The organism is Paenibacillus sp. JJ-100 (assembly GCF_948329825.1).
Lineage (GTDB): Bacteria > Bacillota > Bacilli > Paenibacillales > Paenibacillaceae > Paenibacillus.
In genome coordinates this window covers 611,151-630,153 of the sequence record NZ_CAOJCM010000003.1, presented here as the reverse complement: position 1 = coordinate 630,153, position 19,003 = coordinate 611,151, and the positions used below count along the sequence as shown (strand labels likewise).

The 19,003-nt window shown below is 39.9% G+C and carries 15 protein-coding genes; 1 reads left to right on the top strand and 14 read right to left on the bottom strand.

The window, feature by feature from the left end:
* The first annotated feature begins 6 nt into the window (after positions 1-6).
* The gene (cls, locus tag PQG66_RS15800; RefSeq protein ID WP_272038681.1) at positions 7-1,455 is read left to right on the top strand and encodes a cardiolipin synthase; all 1,449 of its coding nucleotides are present in this window, start codon (positions 7-9) and stop codon (positions 1,453-1,455) included.
* Between the two features lie 221 nt (positions 1,456-1,676).
* On the opposite strand, the gene PQG66_RS15795 is transcribed toward cls, so the two are convergent.
* The 14 genes from PQG66_RS15795 to PQG66_RS15730 all read right to left on the bottom strand — a co-directional run bounded on the left by PQG66_RS15795 (position 1,677) and on the right by PQG66_RS15730 (position 18,944).
* Positions 1,677-2,585, bottom strand: a complete 909-nt coding sequence (locus PQG66_RS15795; protein ID WP_272038680.1) for a YitT family protein — start codon at positions 2,583-2,585, stop codon at positions 1,677-1,679.
* Between the two features lie 126 nt (positions 2,586-2,711).
* Positions 2,712-3,825, bottom strand: a protein-coding gene (gene prfB / locus PQG66_RS15790) for a peptide chain release factor 2 (RefSeq protein ID WP_272038679.1) whose coding sequence is annotated in 2 segments (ribosomal slippage) — positions 2,712-3,752 and positions 3,754-3,825 — 1,113 coding nt in all. Because the reading frame shifts where the segments join, the coding sequence is not laid out codon by codon here.
* 288 nt (positions 3,826-4,113) lie between these two features.
* Positions 4,114-6,618: a preprotein translocase subunit SecA gene (gene secA / locus PQG66_RS15785; RefSeq protein WP_272038678.1), complete on the bottom strand. Its 2,505-nt coding sequence runs from the start codon at positions 6,616-6,618 to the stop codon at positions 4,114-4,116.
* Positions 6,619-7,435: 817 nt separating this feature from the next.
* Positions 7,436-7,999, bottom strand: a complete 564-nt coding sequence (gene hpf, locus PQG66_RS15780) for a ribosome hibernation-promoting factor, HPF/YfiA family (protein WP_272038677.1) — start codon at positions 7,997-7,999, stop codon at positions 7,436-7,438.
* 418 nt (positions 8,000-8,417) lie between these two features.
* Complete coding sequence (locus PQG66_RS15775; RefSeq protein ID WP_024631599.1) at positions 8,418-8,615, bottom strand: cold shock domain-containing protein; 198 nt, start codon at positions 8,613-8,615, stop codon at positions 8,418-8,420.
* Positions 8,616-8,859: 244 nt separating this feature from the next.
* On the bottom strand, positions 8,860-9,945 hold the full coding sequence (gene rfbG / locus PQG66_RS15770) for a CDP-glucose 4,6-dehydratase (protein WP_272038676.1): 1,086 nt from the start codon (positions 9,943-9,945) through the stop codon (positions 8,860-8,862).
* Between the two features lie 33 nt (positions 9,946-9,978).
* Positions 9,979-11,790, bottom strand: coding sequence for a glycosyltransferase family 2 protein (locus PQG66_RS15765; RefSeq protein ID WP_272038675.1), 1,812 nt, complete (start codon positions 11,788-11,790; stop codon positions 9,979-9,981).
* Between the two features lie 14 nt (positions 11,791-11,804).
* Positions 11,805-12,332 carry a dTDP-4-dehydrorhamnose 3,5-epimerase gene (rfbC, locus tag PQG66_RS15760; RefSeq protein WP_272038674.1) on the bottom strand — a complete coding sequence of 176 codons (528 nt, stop codon included), beginning with the start codon at positions 12,330-12,332 and terminating at the stop codon, positions 11,805-11,807.
* Positions 12,333-12,387: 55 nt separating this feature from the next.
* A complete protein-coding gene (locus tag PQG66_RS15755; protein ID WP_272038673.1) occupies positions 12,388-13,455 on the bottom strand; it encodes a class I SAM-dependent methyltransferase in 1,068 nt (355 codons plus the stop codon).
* Positions 13,445-14,368, bottom strand: coding sequence for an NAD-dependent epimerase/dehydratase family protein (locus PQG66_RS15750; protein ID WP_272038672.1), 924 nt, complete (start codon positions 14,366-14,368; stop codon positions 13,445-13,447). Before PQG66_RS15750 ends, PQG66_RS15755 begins: the two co-directional genes overlap by 11 nt.
* Positions 14,369-14,388: 20 nt before the next feature.
* Positions 14,389-15,051, bottom strand: coding sequence for a hypothetical protein (locus PQG66_RS15745; protein ID WP_272038671.1), 663 nt, complete (start codon positions 15,049-15,051; stop codon positions 14,389-14,391).
* 39 nt (positions 15,052-15,090) lie between these two features.
* On the bottom strand, positions 15,091-15,879 hold the full coding sequence (gene rfbF / locus PQG66_RS15740; RefSeq protein ID WP_272038670.1) for a glucose-1-phosphate cytidylyltransferase: 789 nt from the start codon (positions 15,877-15,879) through the stop codon (positions 15,091-15,093).
* 62 nt (positions 15,880-15,941) lie between these two features.
* Positions 15,942-17,837, bottom strand: a complete 1,896-nt coding sequence (locus PQG66_RS15735) for a glycosyltransferase (RefSeq protein ID WP_272038669.1) — start codon at positions 17,835-17,837, stop codon at positions 15,942-15,944.
* 21 nt (positions 17,838-17,858) lie between these two features.
* Positions 17,859-18,944, bottom strand: a complete 1,086-nt coding sequence (locus PQG66_RS15730; protein WP_272038668.1) for a glycosyltransferase family 2 protein — start codon at positions 18,942-18,944, stop codon at positions 17,859-17,861.
* Positions 18,945-19,003: the final 59 nt, after the last annotated feature.

The following is a 19,003-nucleotide window of genomic DNA, read 5'->3' as shown; positions in this document are numbered from 1 at the left end:
ACTAACGTGCATATCGAATCCATACTACTAGTTGTGCTCCTGGGCCTGAATATTATTTTTGCTGCCGCAGTCGTTTTTTTTGAACGCAAGGATGCCAGTTCTTCATGGGCTTGGCTGTTGGTATTAAACTTTATTCCGGTCTTCGGGTTCATCCTTTATCTTTTGACGGGGCAGAATCTGACCCGATATCGTCTCTTTCAATGGAAAGACCGTAAAAAGCTTGGCTTGGAGGAACGAATCGAGGCACAGCTTGCTCAGCTGCAAGATAATCGTACTCCTTTTTCCAACAAGGCAACGGAAAGCAGTCAGGACATGATCTACATGAACCTCAAGCAAAACGGTGCACTCCTGACAGAGGACAATACCGTTGAGATCATTACGGATGGAAGAGACAAATTCCAGCAGCTTCTGGATGACATTGCAGCGGCAAAGGATCATGTGCACGTGCAATATTACATTTATCGAGCGGATACGCTGGGTAAAAGAATTCGGGATGCGTTGATCCGCAAAGCACGAGAAGGCGTGAAGGTTCGTCTACTCTATGATGCGCTTGGATCACGGCGTGTAAGAAATCGATTTTTCAAAGAATTGCGCGAAGCGGGCGGACTTGTTGAAGTCTTTTTCCCATCCAAATTCAGCCTGATCAATCTGCGATTGAACTACCGCAATCACCGGAAAATCGTGATCATTGATGGTAACCTTGGTTATACTGGCGGTTTCAACGTGGGTGATGAATATCTTGGACTGAATTCAAAATTCGGCTATTGGCGCGACACTCATCTTCGTATCAAGGGTACTGCCGTTCATGCGCTACAGACACGTTTCATGCTCGACTGGAACGAAGCTTCCAAACAACATGATACGCCGTACGTCCCTGCTCATTTCCCTAATATAGAAGGAACGGGCAAAACGGCTATGCAGATTGTGTCCAGCGGACCTGACGCCGAGATTGAGCATATCAAAAACAGCTACCTGAAGATGATTAACGGTGCCAAACATTCCGTTCTCATTCAAACGCCTTATTTTATTCCGGATGCCAGTGTATTCGAAGCCATACGTCTTGCGTGCCTGTCAGGTATTGATGTACGGATCATGATTCCTAACAAACCTGACCATGCCTTTGTTTATTGGGCTACACTGTCTTATATTGGGGAGTTGTTAAAAGTAGGGGCCAAAGTGTATGTCTATGATAATGGTTTCATTCACGCAAAAACATTGATTATCGACAGTCTCGTTGCTTCCGTCGGAACTGCCAATATCGACTATCGTAGTTTCAGGCTGAACTTCGAGGTTAATGCCTTTATGTATGATGAAACGATTGCAACGGCACTTGTCCAGACTTTTGAGCACGACCTGCATGTATCGCGGGAGCTGACGCTGAAGGAATATCAAGGCCGTAGTCTCATCATTCGTTTCAAGGAAGCGATCTCGCGCCTGCTATCTCCGATTCTGTAAGCTTAAGCAGCGGTTGATATAGGAGCAATATAGGAGCTTCTCGCTTTGCTATTCCGGAATTACTCTGTATTCTTCTATGGGCACAAAAAGAAAAAGCAATTACTCCTTATCCACCATCTGGATGAAGAGAGTATTTGCTTTTTTTAATGCATTTCTTTAATGCTTTTCTTTAATGCATTTTCAATGTATTTTTAACGCTTTTTAACTGCTTCCTTATGCTCTTATACATGCTCGCCGCGCTTAAATCCTTCTCCAAGCACTTCGTGCGCATTACTAATGATGACAAAAGCCCCCGGGTCTACAGACCGGATCAACGCTTTCAGTCTCGTCACTTCATTTTGCCCAACCACTACCATCAGCACTGTCCGCTGGTCATCCGTATATCCACCTCTAGCCTCCAGCTTGGTCAGCCCCCGGTCTAAATCAGCCAGAATGACTTTGGTAATCGGTTCCGTCTGGTTGGAGATAATGTACGCCACCTTCGAATAGCCCAGTCCCATCTCCACAGCATCAATGACTTTACCTGTCACGTATAACCCGATGAGCGCATACAGGGACTGTTCCAGCGACAATACAAAAGCCGCCATAATAATGACGATCGCATCCATGATGACAACACATAGAGAGTAACTGAGTCCGCTGTACTTCTGAACAATGCGTGCTAAAATGCTCGTGCCTCCGGTTGATCCTCTGCCCCGATATACAATCCCGATTCCCAGACCAACTCCAATACCTCCATACAACGATCCAAGTAGCGGGTTGGTAGTAGGAAACTCCCAATGACTCGTCAAATACACAAAGAATGGAAGTATGATGCTGCCGAGAACGGAACGAACGCCATACTGTTTATCGATGAGGAGGAAACCTGCAATGAGCAGCGGGATGTTAATCGCCCATTGAGTATAAGCAGGCTCCCAGCCGAACCACTCATCTCCAAGGATAGATATACCGGACACACCACCAGAGGCGATTTGATTGGGCAATAAAAATAAATTAAAGGCTACGGCAATCAAAAACGAGCCTACGATGATCAGCAGGGTATCAAAGATATTTCGCCAAGGCCCGTTCAGGGGGATGAAAGTGGATATTCTTTTTTTGCGTTGAGGGTATAAATGCTGTTGCTCTTGCATGCTGTCGCGCTCTCCTTTTGTATAACAGATCGGTAATTTCCTCTACATTTCATAAAAACACTCAAAAAAAAGCCCCTGTATACACCAGCATACGCCTGTGCGCATGGGTCTATACAGGAACTTGAATTAATCGTTATCCACTTTAATTTGGCTACGCAAATAACCGTCGATGAATGCATCGAGGTCGCCGTCCATAACCGCTCCTGTATTCCCTGTCTCTACATTTGTACGGTGATCCTTTACCATACTATAGGGATGGAATACATAGGAGCGAATCTGGCTTCCCCACGCAATATCCGACTGATCCCCTCGGATTTCGTCCAGTTCTTTTCGTTGCTCTTCAATTTTGCGCTCATACAATTTCGAACGAAGCATCGTCATTGCCCGCTCACGGTTTTTGATCTGTGAACGTTCATTCTGACAGGTTACCACGACTCCGGTCGGGATATGTGTAATCCGTACGGCTGAGTCCGTGGTGTTGATATGTTGTCCACCCGCACCACTCGCACGATACGTATCAATCTTGAGGTCTTCCGTACGAATGTCGATCTCAACGGTATCGTCGATCTCCGGCACCACATCACAAGATACGAAGGAAGTGTGTCTACGGCCCGATGAGTCAAAAGGAGAGATACGTACCAGACGGTGAACACCCTTCTCTGCTTTCAGATAACCATATGCGTTATGTCCCTTAATGGACAATGTCACACTTTTGATTCCCGCCTCATCACCAGGAAGATAATCCAGCACCTCAACCTTGAAGCCATGTTTCTCAGCCCAGCGTGTGTACATCCGTAGCAACATTGATCCCCAGTCCTGCGACTCGGTGCCGCCAGCACCCGGATGAAGCTCCAGAATGGCGTTCATTTTGTCGTACGGTTGATTCAGGAGAAGCTGCAGCTCGAATGCTTCGAGCTTGCTCACAATCGCAGCGACACTGTTGCCAATCTCCGCAGCCAGTTCTTCGTCGCCTTCTTCATCTGCCAGCTCAGCCATCATCAATGCATCGTCATAATCCTGTTGCAACTTGGCATATTGATCTACCGAACCCTTTACCGCATTCATCTCAGCAATAACAGCTTGGGCCTTCTCGTTGTCATCCCAGAAGTCGGGAGCGGACATTTTCTCTTCAAAGTTCTCAATCATCTCTTGCTTGAGATCTAAGTCAAAGAGACCCCCTAAGGTTTGTTAATTTCTTACCTATTTCACGCAGGTCATGCTTCACGTTTGGATCAATCATGTGCAATTCCTCTTTTCATTAAGATAAGCCCCCCGCAACCGGGAAGTTCAATCCATAAGATCAAGTCTCAGAACCATTATACCGCAAGCCTACCGCATACTGTTACCAGCAGGGGCGTCAGCCTTCACTCAGCGTCATATGATGATTCATATGCACCAGTGATCGGTTATGCATTCTTCACTTTATCTTATTGAACACCCGGCCGCAAGGAGCCATTTAAGTTAAACGATATACATTAGACTAAGCTATCTTACCTATCGCACTTCGATGAGAAAAATGAGACAAGGACTACTCTTGACCGTGGCAATGTTTGAACTTCTTGCCGCTTCCGCAAGGACAAGGATCATTACGGCCGATTTGGTCAGAAACTCTCACTGGACGTTTCTCCGTAGGTTCACCGCTTGTCGAGATCTGACTCTCGTCTACCACGGCCTGACGTTCCTGGTTGCTCTCGATCTGTGCTTTCATCACATATGTCGCAACTTCCTCTTGGATGGAAGCGATCATCTGATGGAACATCTCGAAACCTTCGAATTGGTATTCACGAAGTGGGTCTGTACCGCCGTATGCACGGAGGTGGATACCTTGACGCAATTGATCCATTGCATCAATGTGATCCATCCACTTGCTGTCTACTGCACGAAGTACAACAACCTTCTCGAACTCACGAACCATCTCTTCACCAATGCGCTCTTCACGAGCGTTGTACTTGTTCTGTACTTTCTCGAACAGATACTCGATGATTTCTTCTGCTTCTTTGCCCCACAGATCATCTTTGGTAATAGAACCTTCATCCAGCAATTTGCTGTTCATGAAGTCCGCAACTTCTTGCAGTTCCCAATTTTCTGGAATATCGTCACTGCAGTGTGCTTCAACAATACGTTCGATGGATGGCTTGATCATATCCATAACGATCTGTTTAATGTTATCCGACTCTAGCACTTCGCGGCGCTGCTTATAGATAATTTCACGTTGCTGGTTCATTACATCATCGTACTGGAGAACCACTTTACGCACGTCAAAGTTATTACCCTCAACCCGCTTCTGTGCAGATTCTACGGCACGTGTGATCATTCTGCTCTCGATCGGCTGATCTTCTTCAAAACCAAGACGCTCCATCATATTCAACACGTTGTCTGCACCGAAACGTCTCATCAATTCATCACCCAGAGACAGGTAGAACTGTGTAGAACCCGGGTCACCTTGACGTCCTGCACGACCACGCAACTGGTTGTCGATTCGGCGTGATTCATGACGCTCTGTACCGATAATGTGGAGGCCGCCAACTTCAGCAACACCTTCACCCAAAATAATATCTGTACCCCGACCGGCCATGTTCGTTGCAATCGTTACTGCACCCGCTTGACCAGCTCCGGAGATAATTTCAGCTTCTTCCGCATGGAACTTCGCGTTCAGGACCTGGTGTCTGATGCCACGGCGTTTCAGCATGTCCGACAGACGTTCAGAGTTCTCGATGGAGACCGTACCTACAAGAACCGGTTGGTTTTTGCTGTGGCGTTCTACGATTTCTTCTACAACGGCTTTGAACTTGCCATCAATGCTCTTGTATACCACGTCCGCCATGTCATTCCGTTTATTAGGACGGTTGGTTGGAATCTGTAGAACTTCAAGTCCATAAATTTTCTTGAACTCTTCTTCCTCTGTTTTCGCTGTACCTGTCATCCCCGCAAGTTTGCGGTACATCCGGAAGTAGTTCTGGAATGTGATCGTTGCGAGTGTCATGCTTTCATTCTGAACCTCGATGCCTTCTTTGGCTTCGATCGCCTGGTGCAATCCATCGCTGTAGCGACGTCCAGCCATCAGACGTCCAGTAAATTCATCAACGATCATAACTTCTTCATCTGTAACGACATAGTCCACATCACGGCGCATAATTACGTTGGCTTTCAGAGCCTGCACAATGTGATGGTTCAACGTCACGTTTGCATGATCATACAAGTTCTCGATACCGAAGGCTTTCTCTGCTTTGGCTGCGCCGGCGTCAGTCAGTGCTACAGATTTCACTTTGATATCGACAGTAAAATCTTCTTCTGGCACAAGACGCTTCACAAAACGATCCGCTGCATAATAGAGATCCGTCGATTTCTGAGCTTGTCCGGAAATGATCAATGGTGTACGCGCCTCATCCACAAGGATAGAGTCCACTTCGTCAATGATACAGAAGAACAATGGACGCTGTACCATTTGCTCTTTGTATAGCACCATGTTGTCACGCAGGTAGTCAAACCCGAATTCGTTGTTCGTTCCGTACGTAATATCACATGCATATGCATGCTGCTTCAACGCATGATCCATACCGCTGAGGTTAACCCCAACTGTCATGCCCAAAAATTCATAGATTTGTCCCATTTCTTCGCTATCCCGTTGAGCCAAATAGTCATTGACAGTGACCACGTGTACACCCTTGGACATCAATGCATTCAAATATACTGGCAGTGTACCTACCAGTGTTTTACCTTCACCCGTTTTCATCTCAGCAATGCGGCCCTCGTGCAGCGCAATTCCGCCAAGCATCTGTACATCATAATGACGTTTGCCTAATACACGGCGTGATGCCTCGCGTACCGTTGCAAATGCTTCAGGAAGAAGCTCATCCGTCGTTTCTCCCTTTTCGATCCGAGCACGGAATTCCTCCGTTTTACCTTTTAACTGCTCATCGGACAACGCCTGAAATTCTGGTTCCAGTTTATTGATCACATCGACCGTCTTCATCAGACGTTTCACATCACGCTCGTTCATGTCTCCGAAGATCTTTTTGACAAGTCCTAACATGGTATACCCCTTTCGTGCAAAACAGAATAGACCCCCTGCTGCCGACATGCGGCAGCATCGAGTGGATTGTTGATCCACTTGCCCCCGGGGGTGACAAACAAAAATCATATGAGATGAATCAACTCCAGGCTTGCCATGGTTACTCATGAAGCTGATCCGGTATTCCCCCGAACGGGTTTTAATAAAAATCTCACGTCGTTCGAGCCTATTGAATCATGTTCATGGTGCTGTGCCTGTCATTGATTATGATTAGCGATCATTCGTTGACAATTCTTCATCAGGACAATGATTCTCTTTGCATAAATTGTAACAGTTTGTAATGGTCGCCGCAACACGCCGCAGCAGACTTCTTTGAACTTTAACCCTTGAATAAACCGAGTAGAAGTACAAAAAATCATAGTCGTTAGCGGAAGCGGCACGGTGATTGTTCCTTTTCCCCAAATGTCGCAATGTAAAGTTCTTTATTTGTGGAAATTATGGATTATATTTCATATTCTATCTATCCTTAAATATTCCTGCATTCTTACAGATACAAAACCATTTTATATCAATTTATCAACCACAATCTTTCATTGAATGTAAACCCTCTGAACTCCTATTCTATTAGACGTAGCAGAACCTAGAATAGTTTCACTAATTTATTACATGCAGGTTTTTTGATTGGAATAAGAGAGCACCGCAGCCTCTAACGCACAAAAGAGCCCCATCCCTTTAAGGATGGAAGCTCTTGGTAGGTTAACTTCAGGAAGCATATGCTCCTGCTTATATTCAACAAATTAGAATGTTCTATTCAACTGAAGCGATGTCTTAACTAGTCTTAACCTTGCTCAATCAAGCCGTATTTGCCATCGTTCCGTTTGTAAACAACGCTCACTTCCTCATTCTCGATGTTGGAGAATACATAGAAGTTATGACCAACCATGTTCATCTGGAGAATTGCCTCTTCGACATCCATTGGTTTCAACATAAAGCGCTTCGTACGTACCACTTCAAAATCATCGTCATCCGTATCTGCGTCCAGTTCGGCTGTAGCCACAGTGCCTGACGGATCTTCCACGAAGAGAGTCTTCAGGCCGCCTTCCTGACGGAATTTACGGTTAATTTTCGTTTTGTGTTTGCGAATTTGACGTTCCAGCTTGTCCACAACGGCATCGATGGAGGCATACATATCGTCGCTCTCATCTTCAGCACGAAGCACAAAGCCTTTCAAAGGAATCGTCACCTCAACTGTATGCAAGCCTCTTGTCGTGCTCAATGTAACAGCACCGTCAGAGTTAAGGGGTGCATCAAAATACTTCTCGAGTCTACTCAACTTTTTGTCGACATAATCTTTCAAAGCTTCAGTAACCTCGATTTGTTGACCTCGAATACTTAAATTCATAGGGCACTCCTCCTTTATCTTTGCAACTTCATTATAACACGAATGTAAGCGCCATGTAAAAACTCCGGGTGACCGAATAATGACATCTCTTTCATCCACATCAGCTAATGTCGATTTAACGCCATATTTCGTGGTATTTCGCCATTTTCGATCAAAATTGAAAATTTATTTGGAGTGAAATCCGGTGCTTGATGATGTATTTAACCGTTTTCGAGATTACTCAATCTTTTATGTAAAATGATCCTTGCGACGAGCCCTATTGTTCCTTCTTCTGTGGTGTTGATCGATGGCGTCCCTCCCTCCCATTTCAGAATGCTATGAACGCAAAAAAAGACCCCGGATCACCGGAGTCTGATGCTAGCGATAATTCAATTTGGTAACCATCTAACCATATATGTAGGTCGGATTGTCCGGATGATTATAATTTGATTACGTTAGCGGCTTGAGGTCCACGCGCGCCTTCAACAATGTCGAATTCTACGGATTGACCTTCTTCCAAAGTTTTGAATCCTTCGGATTGAATTGCGGAGAAGTGTACGAATACGTCGCCGCCATCTTCAGTCTCAATGAAACCGTAACCTTTTTCTGCGTTGAACCATTTTACTTTACCTTGCATGCACTAACATTCCCTTCGTCATCAAATGAAGTGAAGCTCTGGCCAAGAAGACCCTAGCCCACATTTCAGATGATATCACCTAAAGTTATCCATTGTCAATTGGTAAAGAAAATGTTTTATTGGTATTTTTTGTAGATTGATTGAGGAATATGTTGCATCCTGTCGCTTGATAATCATACCCATCTACTTTAAGCCAATAAAAACAAATACTATTAATCTAATAGAAAATTCTCCTGTACTATTGCTATGTCGCTCTATCTTCGTACTCAGATATTTGCTTTTCACATAATAGTCTCATATCTTCACCATTTAGATAACCCACGTACCATTTAACAGTAGCACTAATCGCCTCTTCCACTGAAAACCTTTGTATCCAACCGAGTTCTATATTAGCTTTCGAACAATCAAGCTTTAGTACATTTGCTTCATGCTTGTCATCTTTTCCATTGGTATCCACCTTATATCCCAGATGTTTATAGGGCCACTGATTAAGAACCTGTTGAATTATCCAGTCAACAGTTTTAATGTCAGTAACGTTAGGACCAAAATTCCAGGCCTGAGAAAAATGCTCACCTTCATTATATGCCCTCTGACATAATAGCAGGTACCCATATAAAGGTTCCAGCACATGCTGCCACGGGCGTGTTGCTTGAGGATTCCTAGTCTTAAATTCATAATTCCCGTTCAAAGCCCTAATTAAATCTGGAATTAAACGATCTACGGCCCAGTCTCCTCCTCCAATTACGTTCCCAGCACGAGCAGTAGCCACTTTAATTCCCCGTGACTTAAAAAAGGAAGAACGGTAAGAGGATGTAATTAACTCTGAGCATGCCTTACTGCTTGAGTATGGATCATGCCCTCCTAAACTATCCGTTTCACGGTATCCCCATGGCCACTCTTGGTTATCATAACATTTATCCGTTGTGACATTTAAAACCACTTGTACAGATGAAACATGTTTGACGGCTTCCATAACATGGGCCGTCCCCATAATATTTGTTGCATAGGTTTCTATCGGATTATCGTATGACTTTCTAACCAAAGGCTGAGCAGCCATATGAATAACAATTTCAGGATCAGCACATTTCATAGATTCCATCAGAAAATCAAAGTCCGTGATATCACCATTCATAATAGAATTTTGGAAAATATCATTTAATTTAGCTAGTTTGAACAAGGAAGGATCAGAAGGTATATTTAGTGAATAACCGCTAACATGCGCCCCTAAATTATGTAGCCATAAAGAAAGCCAGCTACCCTTGAAACCTGTATGGCCTGTTACAAAAACACGCTTCCCTCTCCAGAAATTTCGATCTATAAGCATCTCCATAATATAAAATGTCTCACTTTCAGTTTATTTAGCCTAATATCTTAATTGCATTTGATAAAGTCGATGTGAGCAACTTAGTAGGGAACTGATGTATTTAACTTCACTCGAAGCGCCATTAGACAAGGATTGAGACAAATTCTCAATAATTTTTTCGCTTTCCAAACTACGGGAAATTGAATAATTCCCAATGGAAATGAGATCGAAATTGTGGTACTTCGCCTCTTCACAAACAGCGCTGGCGATGTATATTTTATTGTTATGAATCGATATCGATCCATTTAGCAAATTATATAGTGACTCAATACTTACTTTGTTATTTGTTGTAAAAACAACCTTCCCATTAGGGTTCATAATTTTAGATAGGCATTTGAAAATATCATGCAACTCATCCGAGTATAAATCGAGTGGTTTTTCAATATAAACCAGATCAACTTTGTTAATTAATTGTTCTGGAATTTCATTATAGCCTTTAAACCCTATTACTTTATCAGCTATTGTTTGAAGATCTTTTTTATATTTATCTTCCGAATTAAAAACAGTCAATATTGATTTATTTCCATTTTCAGCCCAAACCCGATTCTTGATTTGAAGTAAAGTTGCACCGCACTTTACATCAATACCCAGTATTGAGTTAACATTTGATAGGGTACTTGATTTAATACTCAAATACGCAGGATCCATTCGGGCATCATCCCAAGCATCTAACTGGTACTTTTCTCTGAATGTTCGTCTGCCTTCTTCAATAGAGTTTGACTGATGATCAACCGCGGTTGTTAGACTTCCATAATGATGAACCACTGTATCCCCGCAATATACTAATTTATATCCAGCACGTCTGATTTTAAAGCTGATATCATCATCTAGAAACTCACCACGATAGAATCTAGTATCATAATATCCAATTTGTTCAAGTAGCGCTTTAGGACTGAACAACACATTTGGAAGCAGAACAACCCGCTCTTCCCATTTAGAAGGATCACTATGATTGAACTGTTTTGCTTTTTCTTGAAAATCTTCTTTTGAAATAAAAGGAATTGGTATTTTTTGCATGTTGGAAATAAACGTTGCACCAGGTGAAGCAAATCCGATTAGAGGATCTGATTCGATACACTCGATTAAATTCTCAAGCCACCTAGATGTGAAAATAAAATCATTACATACTGCCGCGCAATATTTTCCTTCTGCTGCCATTAAACCAATATTGAAACCTTTAACTAGATGAATATTTTGTTTCAAATGGATAACTTTCGCTCCTGGAATAGATTCAAAATATTCTTTCGTGCCATCTGTAGAACCATTATCAACAAGAATTAGTTCATAATTCACATCTCCAGTGTGACACAAAATACTGTCCAAACAATCCTTTGTATACTGAAGATTGTTATACGCCAATAAAACAATGCTCACCGTATATTTGAAATTTCCGCTTAACAAAGATACCTTATCATGGTCAACTTTGAGGGTATCCGGATAAAAGTGAGGATAATCACTCTTTGTGACATATTCCTCTATAATATAGGCTATTTCAAACTCCAAAATTCTGTATAACGAACTAAAGTGAAATCGGAAATTATAACAAAAACTATTTAAATCAGAATTATTAATGTTATCTATCATTTCATCAATATAAAAAAACATATTAACGTTTATATCGCTAACACGATTAGGTTTTGACGTGGAAGCCACAGACTCTTCTACCGCACGCAATAATTCAAAATAATCCTGCAGTAATTCCCAATCTACTAAATCAAGGGTATTATCTACTATATGTCTTTCAAGATACTCTATACCTTCATTTCCTGTTTGTAAAATTTGAAGTAATTTCTCAGCTGCCGAGTTATCCAAAACTCTCTTCCCCCTTAAACTCCGTCCGTTTCAAGACTGAAGTTTGTCCATTTGTTATCTTTGTCAGAGATGATCTTACTAACCGTTTCCGGCCAATCAATACTAAATGCAGGGTCATCCCATCTAACCCCTGATTCGTGAGTAGGAGTGTATTTTTCTGTAACCATGTAATGAATTGATGTGTCGTTCAACAAGGTTAAATAGCCATGCGCAAATCCTTTGGGTACGTACAGGGATAAACAATTCTCAGATGTAAGATTAACACCATACCATTGTCCAAAAGTAGAACTTTCTCTATTTAAATCTATAATAACGTCATATAATGCACCACTAGTACAAGTCACTATTTTGTCTTCAGCATAAGGTGGTAATTGAAAATGCATTCCTCTTAATGTTCCAGCACTTTTATTGAATGCTATATTAGCTTGTTTGACACTAAAATCAATTCCATGTGCATTTAACTCATTTTCACAAAAACTTCTTGCGAAATACCCCCTATGATCCTCGATAGGTTCGATCTTAATTAATTTAGCTTGATTCAAAGTTGTTGGTAGGATTATCATATGCTCGCTCCCTGCTTTACTGCGTTTGAACTATCTATTCAAAAGTAACTAACTCACCACTAAAACCCATTTTTGAAAGTTGGTCTTCTATTTGAGATTTATGTGAATTAGCAAACAAAATAATCTGTTCATATTCAGAAATCACATCATTCTCAGGTTTTAAGATTGGAATTGCCCCAATGTAATGTCCTTGTTTTTTCTCATCATTGTCAAATATACAGCTAATATCAATATTCCCGTCTAACATTGCTAGAAAACAACTGGATTCAGCTCCAGCTCCCCATGCTCCTACTTTTTTATTTAATGAAATTCTAGTACGTATTTTATCCAAGGATTTCTTCCTTTTATTAGTAAAAGTCTCATCTACAGCCGAAACCTTCCTCATAAAAATCTCCAGTAAATTAGGATCAGAAGATTCTTGTGCACAAACAATACTTAATCCAGCACGACGGGCTAGAATTGTAAGACTGCTTATAGAAAAGTATTGAATATGATCGGTGCAAAGATTATTATACAGCCGCTTTTCGAAAATACGTTGACCATTTGGTACCTCTACTAAAAGAATTCCATTCTCATTAAGCAAATTAGCCGCATCTTTTATAAATCCCAACGGATTTTCCAAATGTTCCAACACTTCAATAATTGTGATCACATCAAACCTCGTATTAGGATACACTCCTTCATGGAAATAATCATTTTTTATAAAATATCCTTTATCTGAGGCTATTGACATTACAAATTTAGATGGTTCTATACCATGAATTTCTGCAAAATATGGGGATGCAAGATCCAGATAATGCCCCATACCACATCCAATATCAAGAAATTTATTTAATGAAGGTGCGATTTTAATTAAGCGCTCCATTTGTGCTGTTCGAGCTTTTTTGAAACTTTCACCCCAGAAGGCTCCCATGGCATATTCGTCGTAGTACTCATCGTTTATATATTTGGGAATTTGTGCGTGTCCACAATGAGTACAACTGTAAATCTCTAAATCATGTAACATGAGTTGATTTGAATCATATCCCTGCATTACGCTATGGGGAGCAGACTTGAACTCTTCTTGCCATACACATTTTTCGCCACATACATTACAATTCATATGTTTCCTCCTCTTTCTTACTGTCCAGCAAACGATCCAACATAAGAGTTACAAATTCCTCTAATCTGTCTTTTGGAGATAACTCAGGTGATTTATATAAACTTGTAAAGTCAAAGTTGACGACTTCATCATTACGTTCCGACTTAATAATATCTACAGAAACCCCAAACTTTTCTTCGGCTATATGTTTTACTAGTTCAGCATACTTTAGAACGCTTAAAGTGCTAGTTCCGTAAGCATGTATAATACGATTTATAGGCTCTTTCTCCACAATCCATAAGATTTTCTGACACAGATCAGAAACCCCTACAAAATTGCGATATTGTCTACCGCTAGTAAGAAGAATAATTTGTTTTTCTTCAACAGCTTGTTTACAAAATGAAAAGGGAATTAAATTCCAACGCTTAAATTTATTTAAGTCCTGAGGAATACCAAAAACATTGGAGGGACGAACAATCCATGTTTTTACCCGGTTTGTTCTATCAAAAAGCTTCACAGTTTCTTCAGCGGTACAATGTGCAAGACCATAATTATTTCTCGGAGAAATAGGGGTTTCTTCGTTAAGCTCCCCTTCTGAATTCCCAAAGACGTGGAAACTTGATACATATATAAAAGAAGGTATTTTATTCTTCTCACAAAAAACTAATGCTGCGTGGACACCAGCAGCATTTTCAGCAAGAGCTTTATGAGGAGCCTCTGAATATAAATTTTCATTGGGCGAAACAAAATGGATCATAGCATCTACGTTATTAAGTTCCATATTTACTATTTCGGCGGGTTCAGTATAATCCATCTTTATATCTCCCCCCGTATCCCTTGTAGCTGTAATTACTTTAAAGTTCATTTTTTTTAGTAAAGCAGACATATGAAGACCAATATAGCCATTTGCACCACTAATCAGAATTGTTTTCACTCTTCAAATTCATCTCCATGTCATAAAATAGGTACATTAAAGAACGTTTGTGCCCAAGGAGTTTCAGTCGGTTGAACTATATGTTCACCCGTCTTAGTATGACGATAGTATAACGACCGATCATCAATACTAGTGTTTCTAAGTAGCGATTGATTACCTATAGTGACCAAGTTTCCAACAGAGCAATTTCCAATTATTGACGAGTCAGGAGCTAAAGCAACACCTTTACCTAACTTTGGATATTTACCATCAATGGCACCTACAGTGGAGCCTTGATAACATACTAAAAAATCACTATACGTTGCTTTCCCTAAAACAATACCGTTTCCGTGTACAACTAAAAAAATATCGGGTAACTTCGCATCATACATGCAAAGAAACCCATTTAAGGTCTTATTTAAATTAAATAATTTAGCGGAAAGTTCACTATCCTCAAATTTATTCCAAATACTATTAGATAGGAACCACAAAAAAATGGTGTACTGATCTGCGTGTAAATGGTTGAAATACGTTGTCCCATCTCGATGATATGCTGAAAGAGAAATATGTTGAAAACAGTACTGTGCACGTTCAAGTGCTTCATCTATAGAATTTTTAAATTTATCTTCATTTAAAAATCTGTTATCTGGATAGAAATTGTTTAGTTGATGCTGAACATATTTTTGTAATTCATATTTGCTCAATGAAATTTCGAACATATTCCCTCCATAGTCTAATTCATTTTAATCAGACCAAACTTTCCATGGGGCGGCATGGCCATTCCAAAGCTCGTCTAACATAATTTTTTCACGTAATGTATCCATAGGTTGCCAGAAACCTTGATGTTTGTAAACATTAAGTTGACCATTATGAGCCAAGTTTTGCAGAGGTTCCTTTTCTAAAATCACATCATCTGTACCTTCAATATAGTTAAAAACTTCTGGCTCACAGACCATAAAGCCTCCATTAATCCAACCACCGTCTCCTTTTACTTTTTCAGTGAATCCGTTTACAGTGTTTCCTTCCAGCTCCAGACGACCAAACCTCCCATCCGGCTGTACACCTGTGATCGTTGCTAACTTCCCGCTTTTTTTATGGTTTTCTACTAACGATTCAATATTAATATCAGCCAATCCATCTCCATACGTTAACATGAAAGAATTATTTCCTACATATTGTTCAATTCTCTTAATCCTACTACCCGTCATTGTATTTAACCCAGTGTCTACCAAAGTGACTTTCCATGGTTCTACTGAATTCCTGTGAACTTTCATCGTGTTATCTTGTCCCAGAGAGAAATCATACGTAATCGCTTCTGACATATGACGGTAATAGTTGGCAAAGTATTCTTTGATGACATACCCCTTATAACCAAGACAGATAATAAACTCATGATAACCAAACGAAGAATAAGTTTTCATAATATGCCACAGTATTGGCGCATCACCAACTTCAATCATCGGCTTAGGCTTCAAGTGGGATTCTTCACTTATCCTAGTACCTCTACCTCCAGCCAATATAACTACTTTCATTATTATTACTCTCCTTTTTATAAGCAGCTTACACACATGAGTCTTAGTTTGTAGTTACTTCCTTATAAAGACGTTTGGGGTGATTTCAATTTTATGATCCATTCACTAATCGGAGTTATATTGGACATCGCTTTAATATATTTTTCTTGAGTAGCCTTATCTTCAACTAGAACTGCCAGGTCGTAAATTTTATAAAGTACTTCAAAGTTATTTTCATTCGACCTAACTTGACTATAGTATTGATAGGCATCTCCATACATCTCTAACTTTTTAAGAATATCTCCAACTAAAAGATACACCTGATTTTTGTCTGTTGATTTCTCAGGTTCCATAATACATTCCAATGCTAATTCGTAAAATTCGAACTTAAAAAGCATCTTTGCCAATTGATAGCGTATCATTGGAACTTGCACCTTAGTCATAAGATACTCAACTACATCATACCTTCGTTGCATTAACACATCATAGCAGAGATCTTCAATGTATTTCTTAATATCTTTACTTAGGTCCATATTTGTAATCGTTTCTCTGTTAATCATTTGGATAAATATAGATTTATCTTTGGATCGGAGGTTAAATTCGTGATCAAATTGTTTGAAAAACGTAAGGTCTTCATTAACGATTGCTACTAAAAGTAAATCGCGCTGGCTTCCATTTGTGATTTCCCCACATTCAGCCCATAACTTTTGTGCTATTTGAAAGTCACCTTTCATTTGTGAAATCCATGCTTTTAATTCATCACCAATATCTTGTCTTATATACTGTGCAAGTATTGTAAACAGCGGGTGTCTTAAATGGTATATTACTTGCATCAATAGTTTTACTTCTTCAGCAGAATCCAATGTATATATCCCTTTTAGTTGCTGTAACAAATCATCTGAAGTGGCATTTATAAAAAGTTCAAGAAAGATTCTCAAAGAAGCTAAGTGAACCTTATTTTGAGTTAAACTAGTTATAATGTGTTGATGGGCCAGCTCTGGTTGATCTAACTGAATATAGATTTCAGCCAAATTTGCATGCGCTAGGTACGAACCTACACCTTCCAAAGAAGAATAGAGGTAATTCGTAACTTCCCCTATCTCTAGGCATTTCAGGAAATATTCTTCTGCGTCTTTCCAATAATTCATCTCTTTATAAATCACACCAATGTCAAATACAAGATCTGTGTATTCGGGATACAATAAAACTGCGTCTTTTGCAACTTTTAAAGCCTCGTCATACCTCTTTAAATTGTACAAACATTGCATGAGAAACAGCATCATCTTAGGTGCATAAGAAGTTTGTGGACTTAGAGAATAAGATTTTTTAAATGCTTCAATAGCGCTTTCCATTTTCCCTAAAGCCTTATATTGGGTTCCCAGGTTGAAATACCCAAAACCTGTTGGGTTGATTTTCAACTCCTCTTCAATAATCTTCATATTTCTGTTCAATTTATCTTTGCTCTGAATGATGGCCTTATTATAACCATCGTGATTTATATAGACAGGAAGGTCACTACCTTGTATCTCTGTGAATTGAGTATAGTTAATTTGTTCATGAATAGCTCCCTCATAGACGTAACCAACATCTCTTCTAAACAGTCTGACAAATGAGTGTGTATCAACAATTCCGGAACGAACCATATTTCTAATTCTCAAAAAATAGTAACCAGAAGATAGAGGCTCTAACAGCAGTCGCTTGCTTGGCTCTGTTAAATATTCATCAGCATCTAGTGACAAGATATAGTCTGATGTTGCATGCTTCATAGCATAATTTCTTGCATCTGAGAAATTACTATTCCACTCAAAATTAAAGATTTTCGTCGTGAACTTCTTACAAATATCCACTGTATTATCAGTCGATCCTGTATCTATTATAATTATTTCGTCAACAATCCCCTTAACACTGTTCAGACACCTCTCTAACGTTCTTTCTTCATCCTTGACAATCATACATAAGGATATCGTTTGATGCTTCATAAATATATTCCTCGTCTCATATTATTTTAATAAAATATTAAGTCTCTTTGATGCAACAGAATAGTCCATTTCACTACTTAATTTATAGCAATTTATGGATTTCTCTTTATTGCCGACCATTTCATAATACAGTCCTAAATTATATAAAGCTTTGAAGCTTCCTACACCCTTTGTCGTTTCATACCTTGTTGGGTCCGCTTCACCAATTTCTATACATTTCTCGTATAAATCAGGCAACATATTAAACAGTTCAACTTTCCTTTCTTCTATAATCCATGATGCATATATATAATATAGATCGGTAAAGTCAGGGTATTTTTCAATACTTCTTAATAAAATACTTTGCAACAGCCCCCATTTCTTTTCATATAGTAGGCAGTATAGATACTGTAACAACAAGTTTGGTGTGTATTTATATTCAAACTTTTCATTATCAATATGAGACAGTGATTTTTTGTAATAAATTGAAGCTTGGGAATAATCTTTGGAGACATAAAGCGTTTTTGCTATTTGATATAATATATAAGGGTCTTCTGGGTTTTGCTCTAATTCGTTGAGTAGCAAATTGAGATTCCGATCCATTTTCTTTTTACTTTCAATTTTTTCTCTTAAATAGCCGTAGTGTAAAAAGGGAATGTTTGTATCAACTCCGATTACTGCCTTACCATCATCCGTTAACTGCTCATGAACTGTACCCTTGTATTTGAAATTTCCATTATTCGCAAAAATCCTTGTAACATAAGTTTCTGACTGTTCTTCTCCATCTAATTGATTTACTATCTTGACTCTTCCAGGTAATACAGAAGTATTAATGTATTCTGACAAGTCCCTTCCATCACCTTCATACCTCTCGTCTGCATCCATCATCAATATATAAGGTGAGCTGGCTAGATCGATAAGCTTATTACGTGCATAACTAAAATCATCCTTCCAATGTATTTGATGAACATCGGCTCCTGCTAACGTCGCTTCTTCTATCGTTCTGTCAGATGATCCTGTATCCAAAACGAGAACTTCACTCACCCACCTTGATATTGAGGAAACACAGTCACCTATTTCCCCCTCTTCATTCAGGGATAAGATACATACACTGATCGGCAATTGCATACAGTAACCACTCCTTTAGTTTAGAAATTAAAGAAGAAGGAGTCCAAAGGACTCCTCCC

Coding starts and splice junctions, on each gene's coding strand:
- secA (WP_272038678.1), bottom strand. CDS start 6,618: ATGTTAGGACTTGTCAAAAAGATCTTCGGAGACATGAACGAGCGTGAT.
- PQG66_RS15755 (WP_272038673.1), bottom strand. CDS start 13,455: ATGAATTGTAATGTATGTGGCGAAAAATGTGTATGGCAAGAAGAGTTC.
- PQG66_RS15775 (WP_024631599.1), bottom strand. CDS start 8,615: ATGCAAGGTAAAGTAAAATGGTTCAACGCAGAAAAAGGTTACGGTTTC.
- PQG66_RS15795 (WP_272038680.1), bottom strand. CDS start 2,585: ATGCAAGAGCAACAGCATTTATACCCTCAACGCAAAAAAAGAATATCC.
- rfbG (WP_272038676.1), bottom strand. CDS start 9,945: ATGGAGATGCTTATAGATCGAAATTTCTGGAGAGGGAAGCGTGTTTTT.
- hpf (WP_272038677.1), bottom strand. CDS start 7,999: ATGAATTTAAGTATTCGAGGTCAACAAATCGAGGTTACTGAAGCTTTG.
- PQG66_RS15735 (WP_272038669.1), bottom strand. CDS start 17,837: ATGAAGCATCAAACGATATCCTTATGTATGATTGTCAAGGATGAAGAA.
- rfbF (WP_272038670.1), bottom strand. CDS start 15,879: ATGAAAGTAGTTATATTGGCTGGAGGTAGAGGTACTAGGATAAGTGAA.
- PQG66_RS15730 (WP_272038668.1), bottom strand. CDS start 18,944: ATGCAATTGCCGATCAGTGTATGTATCTTATCCCTGAATGAAGAGGGG.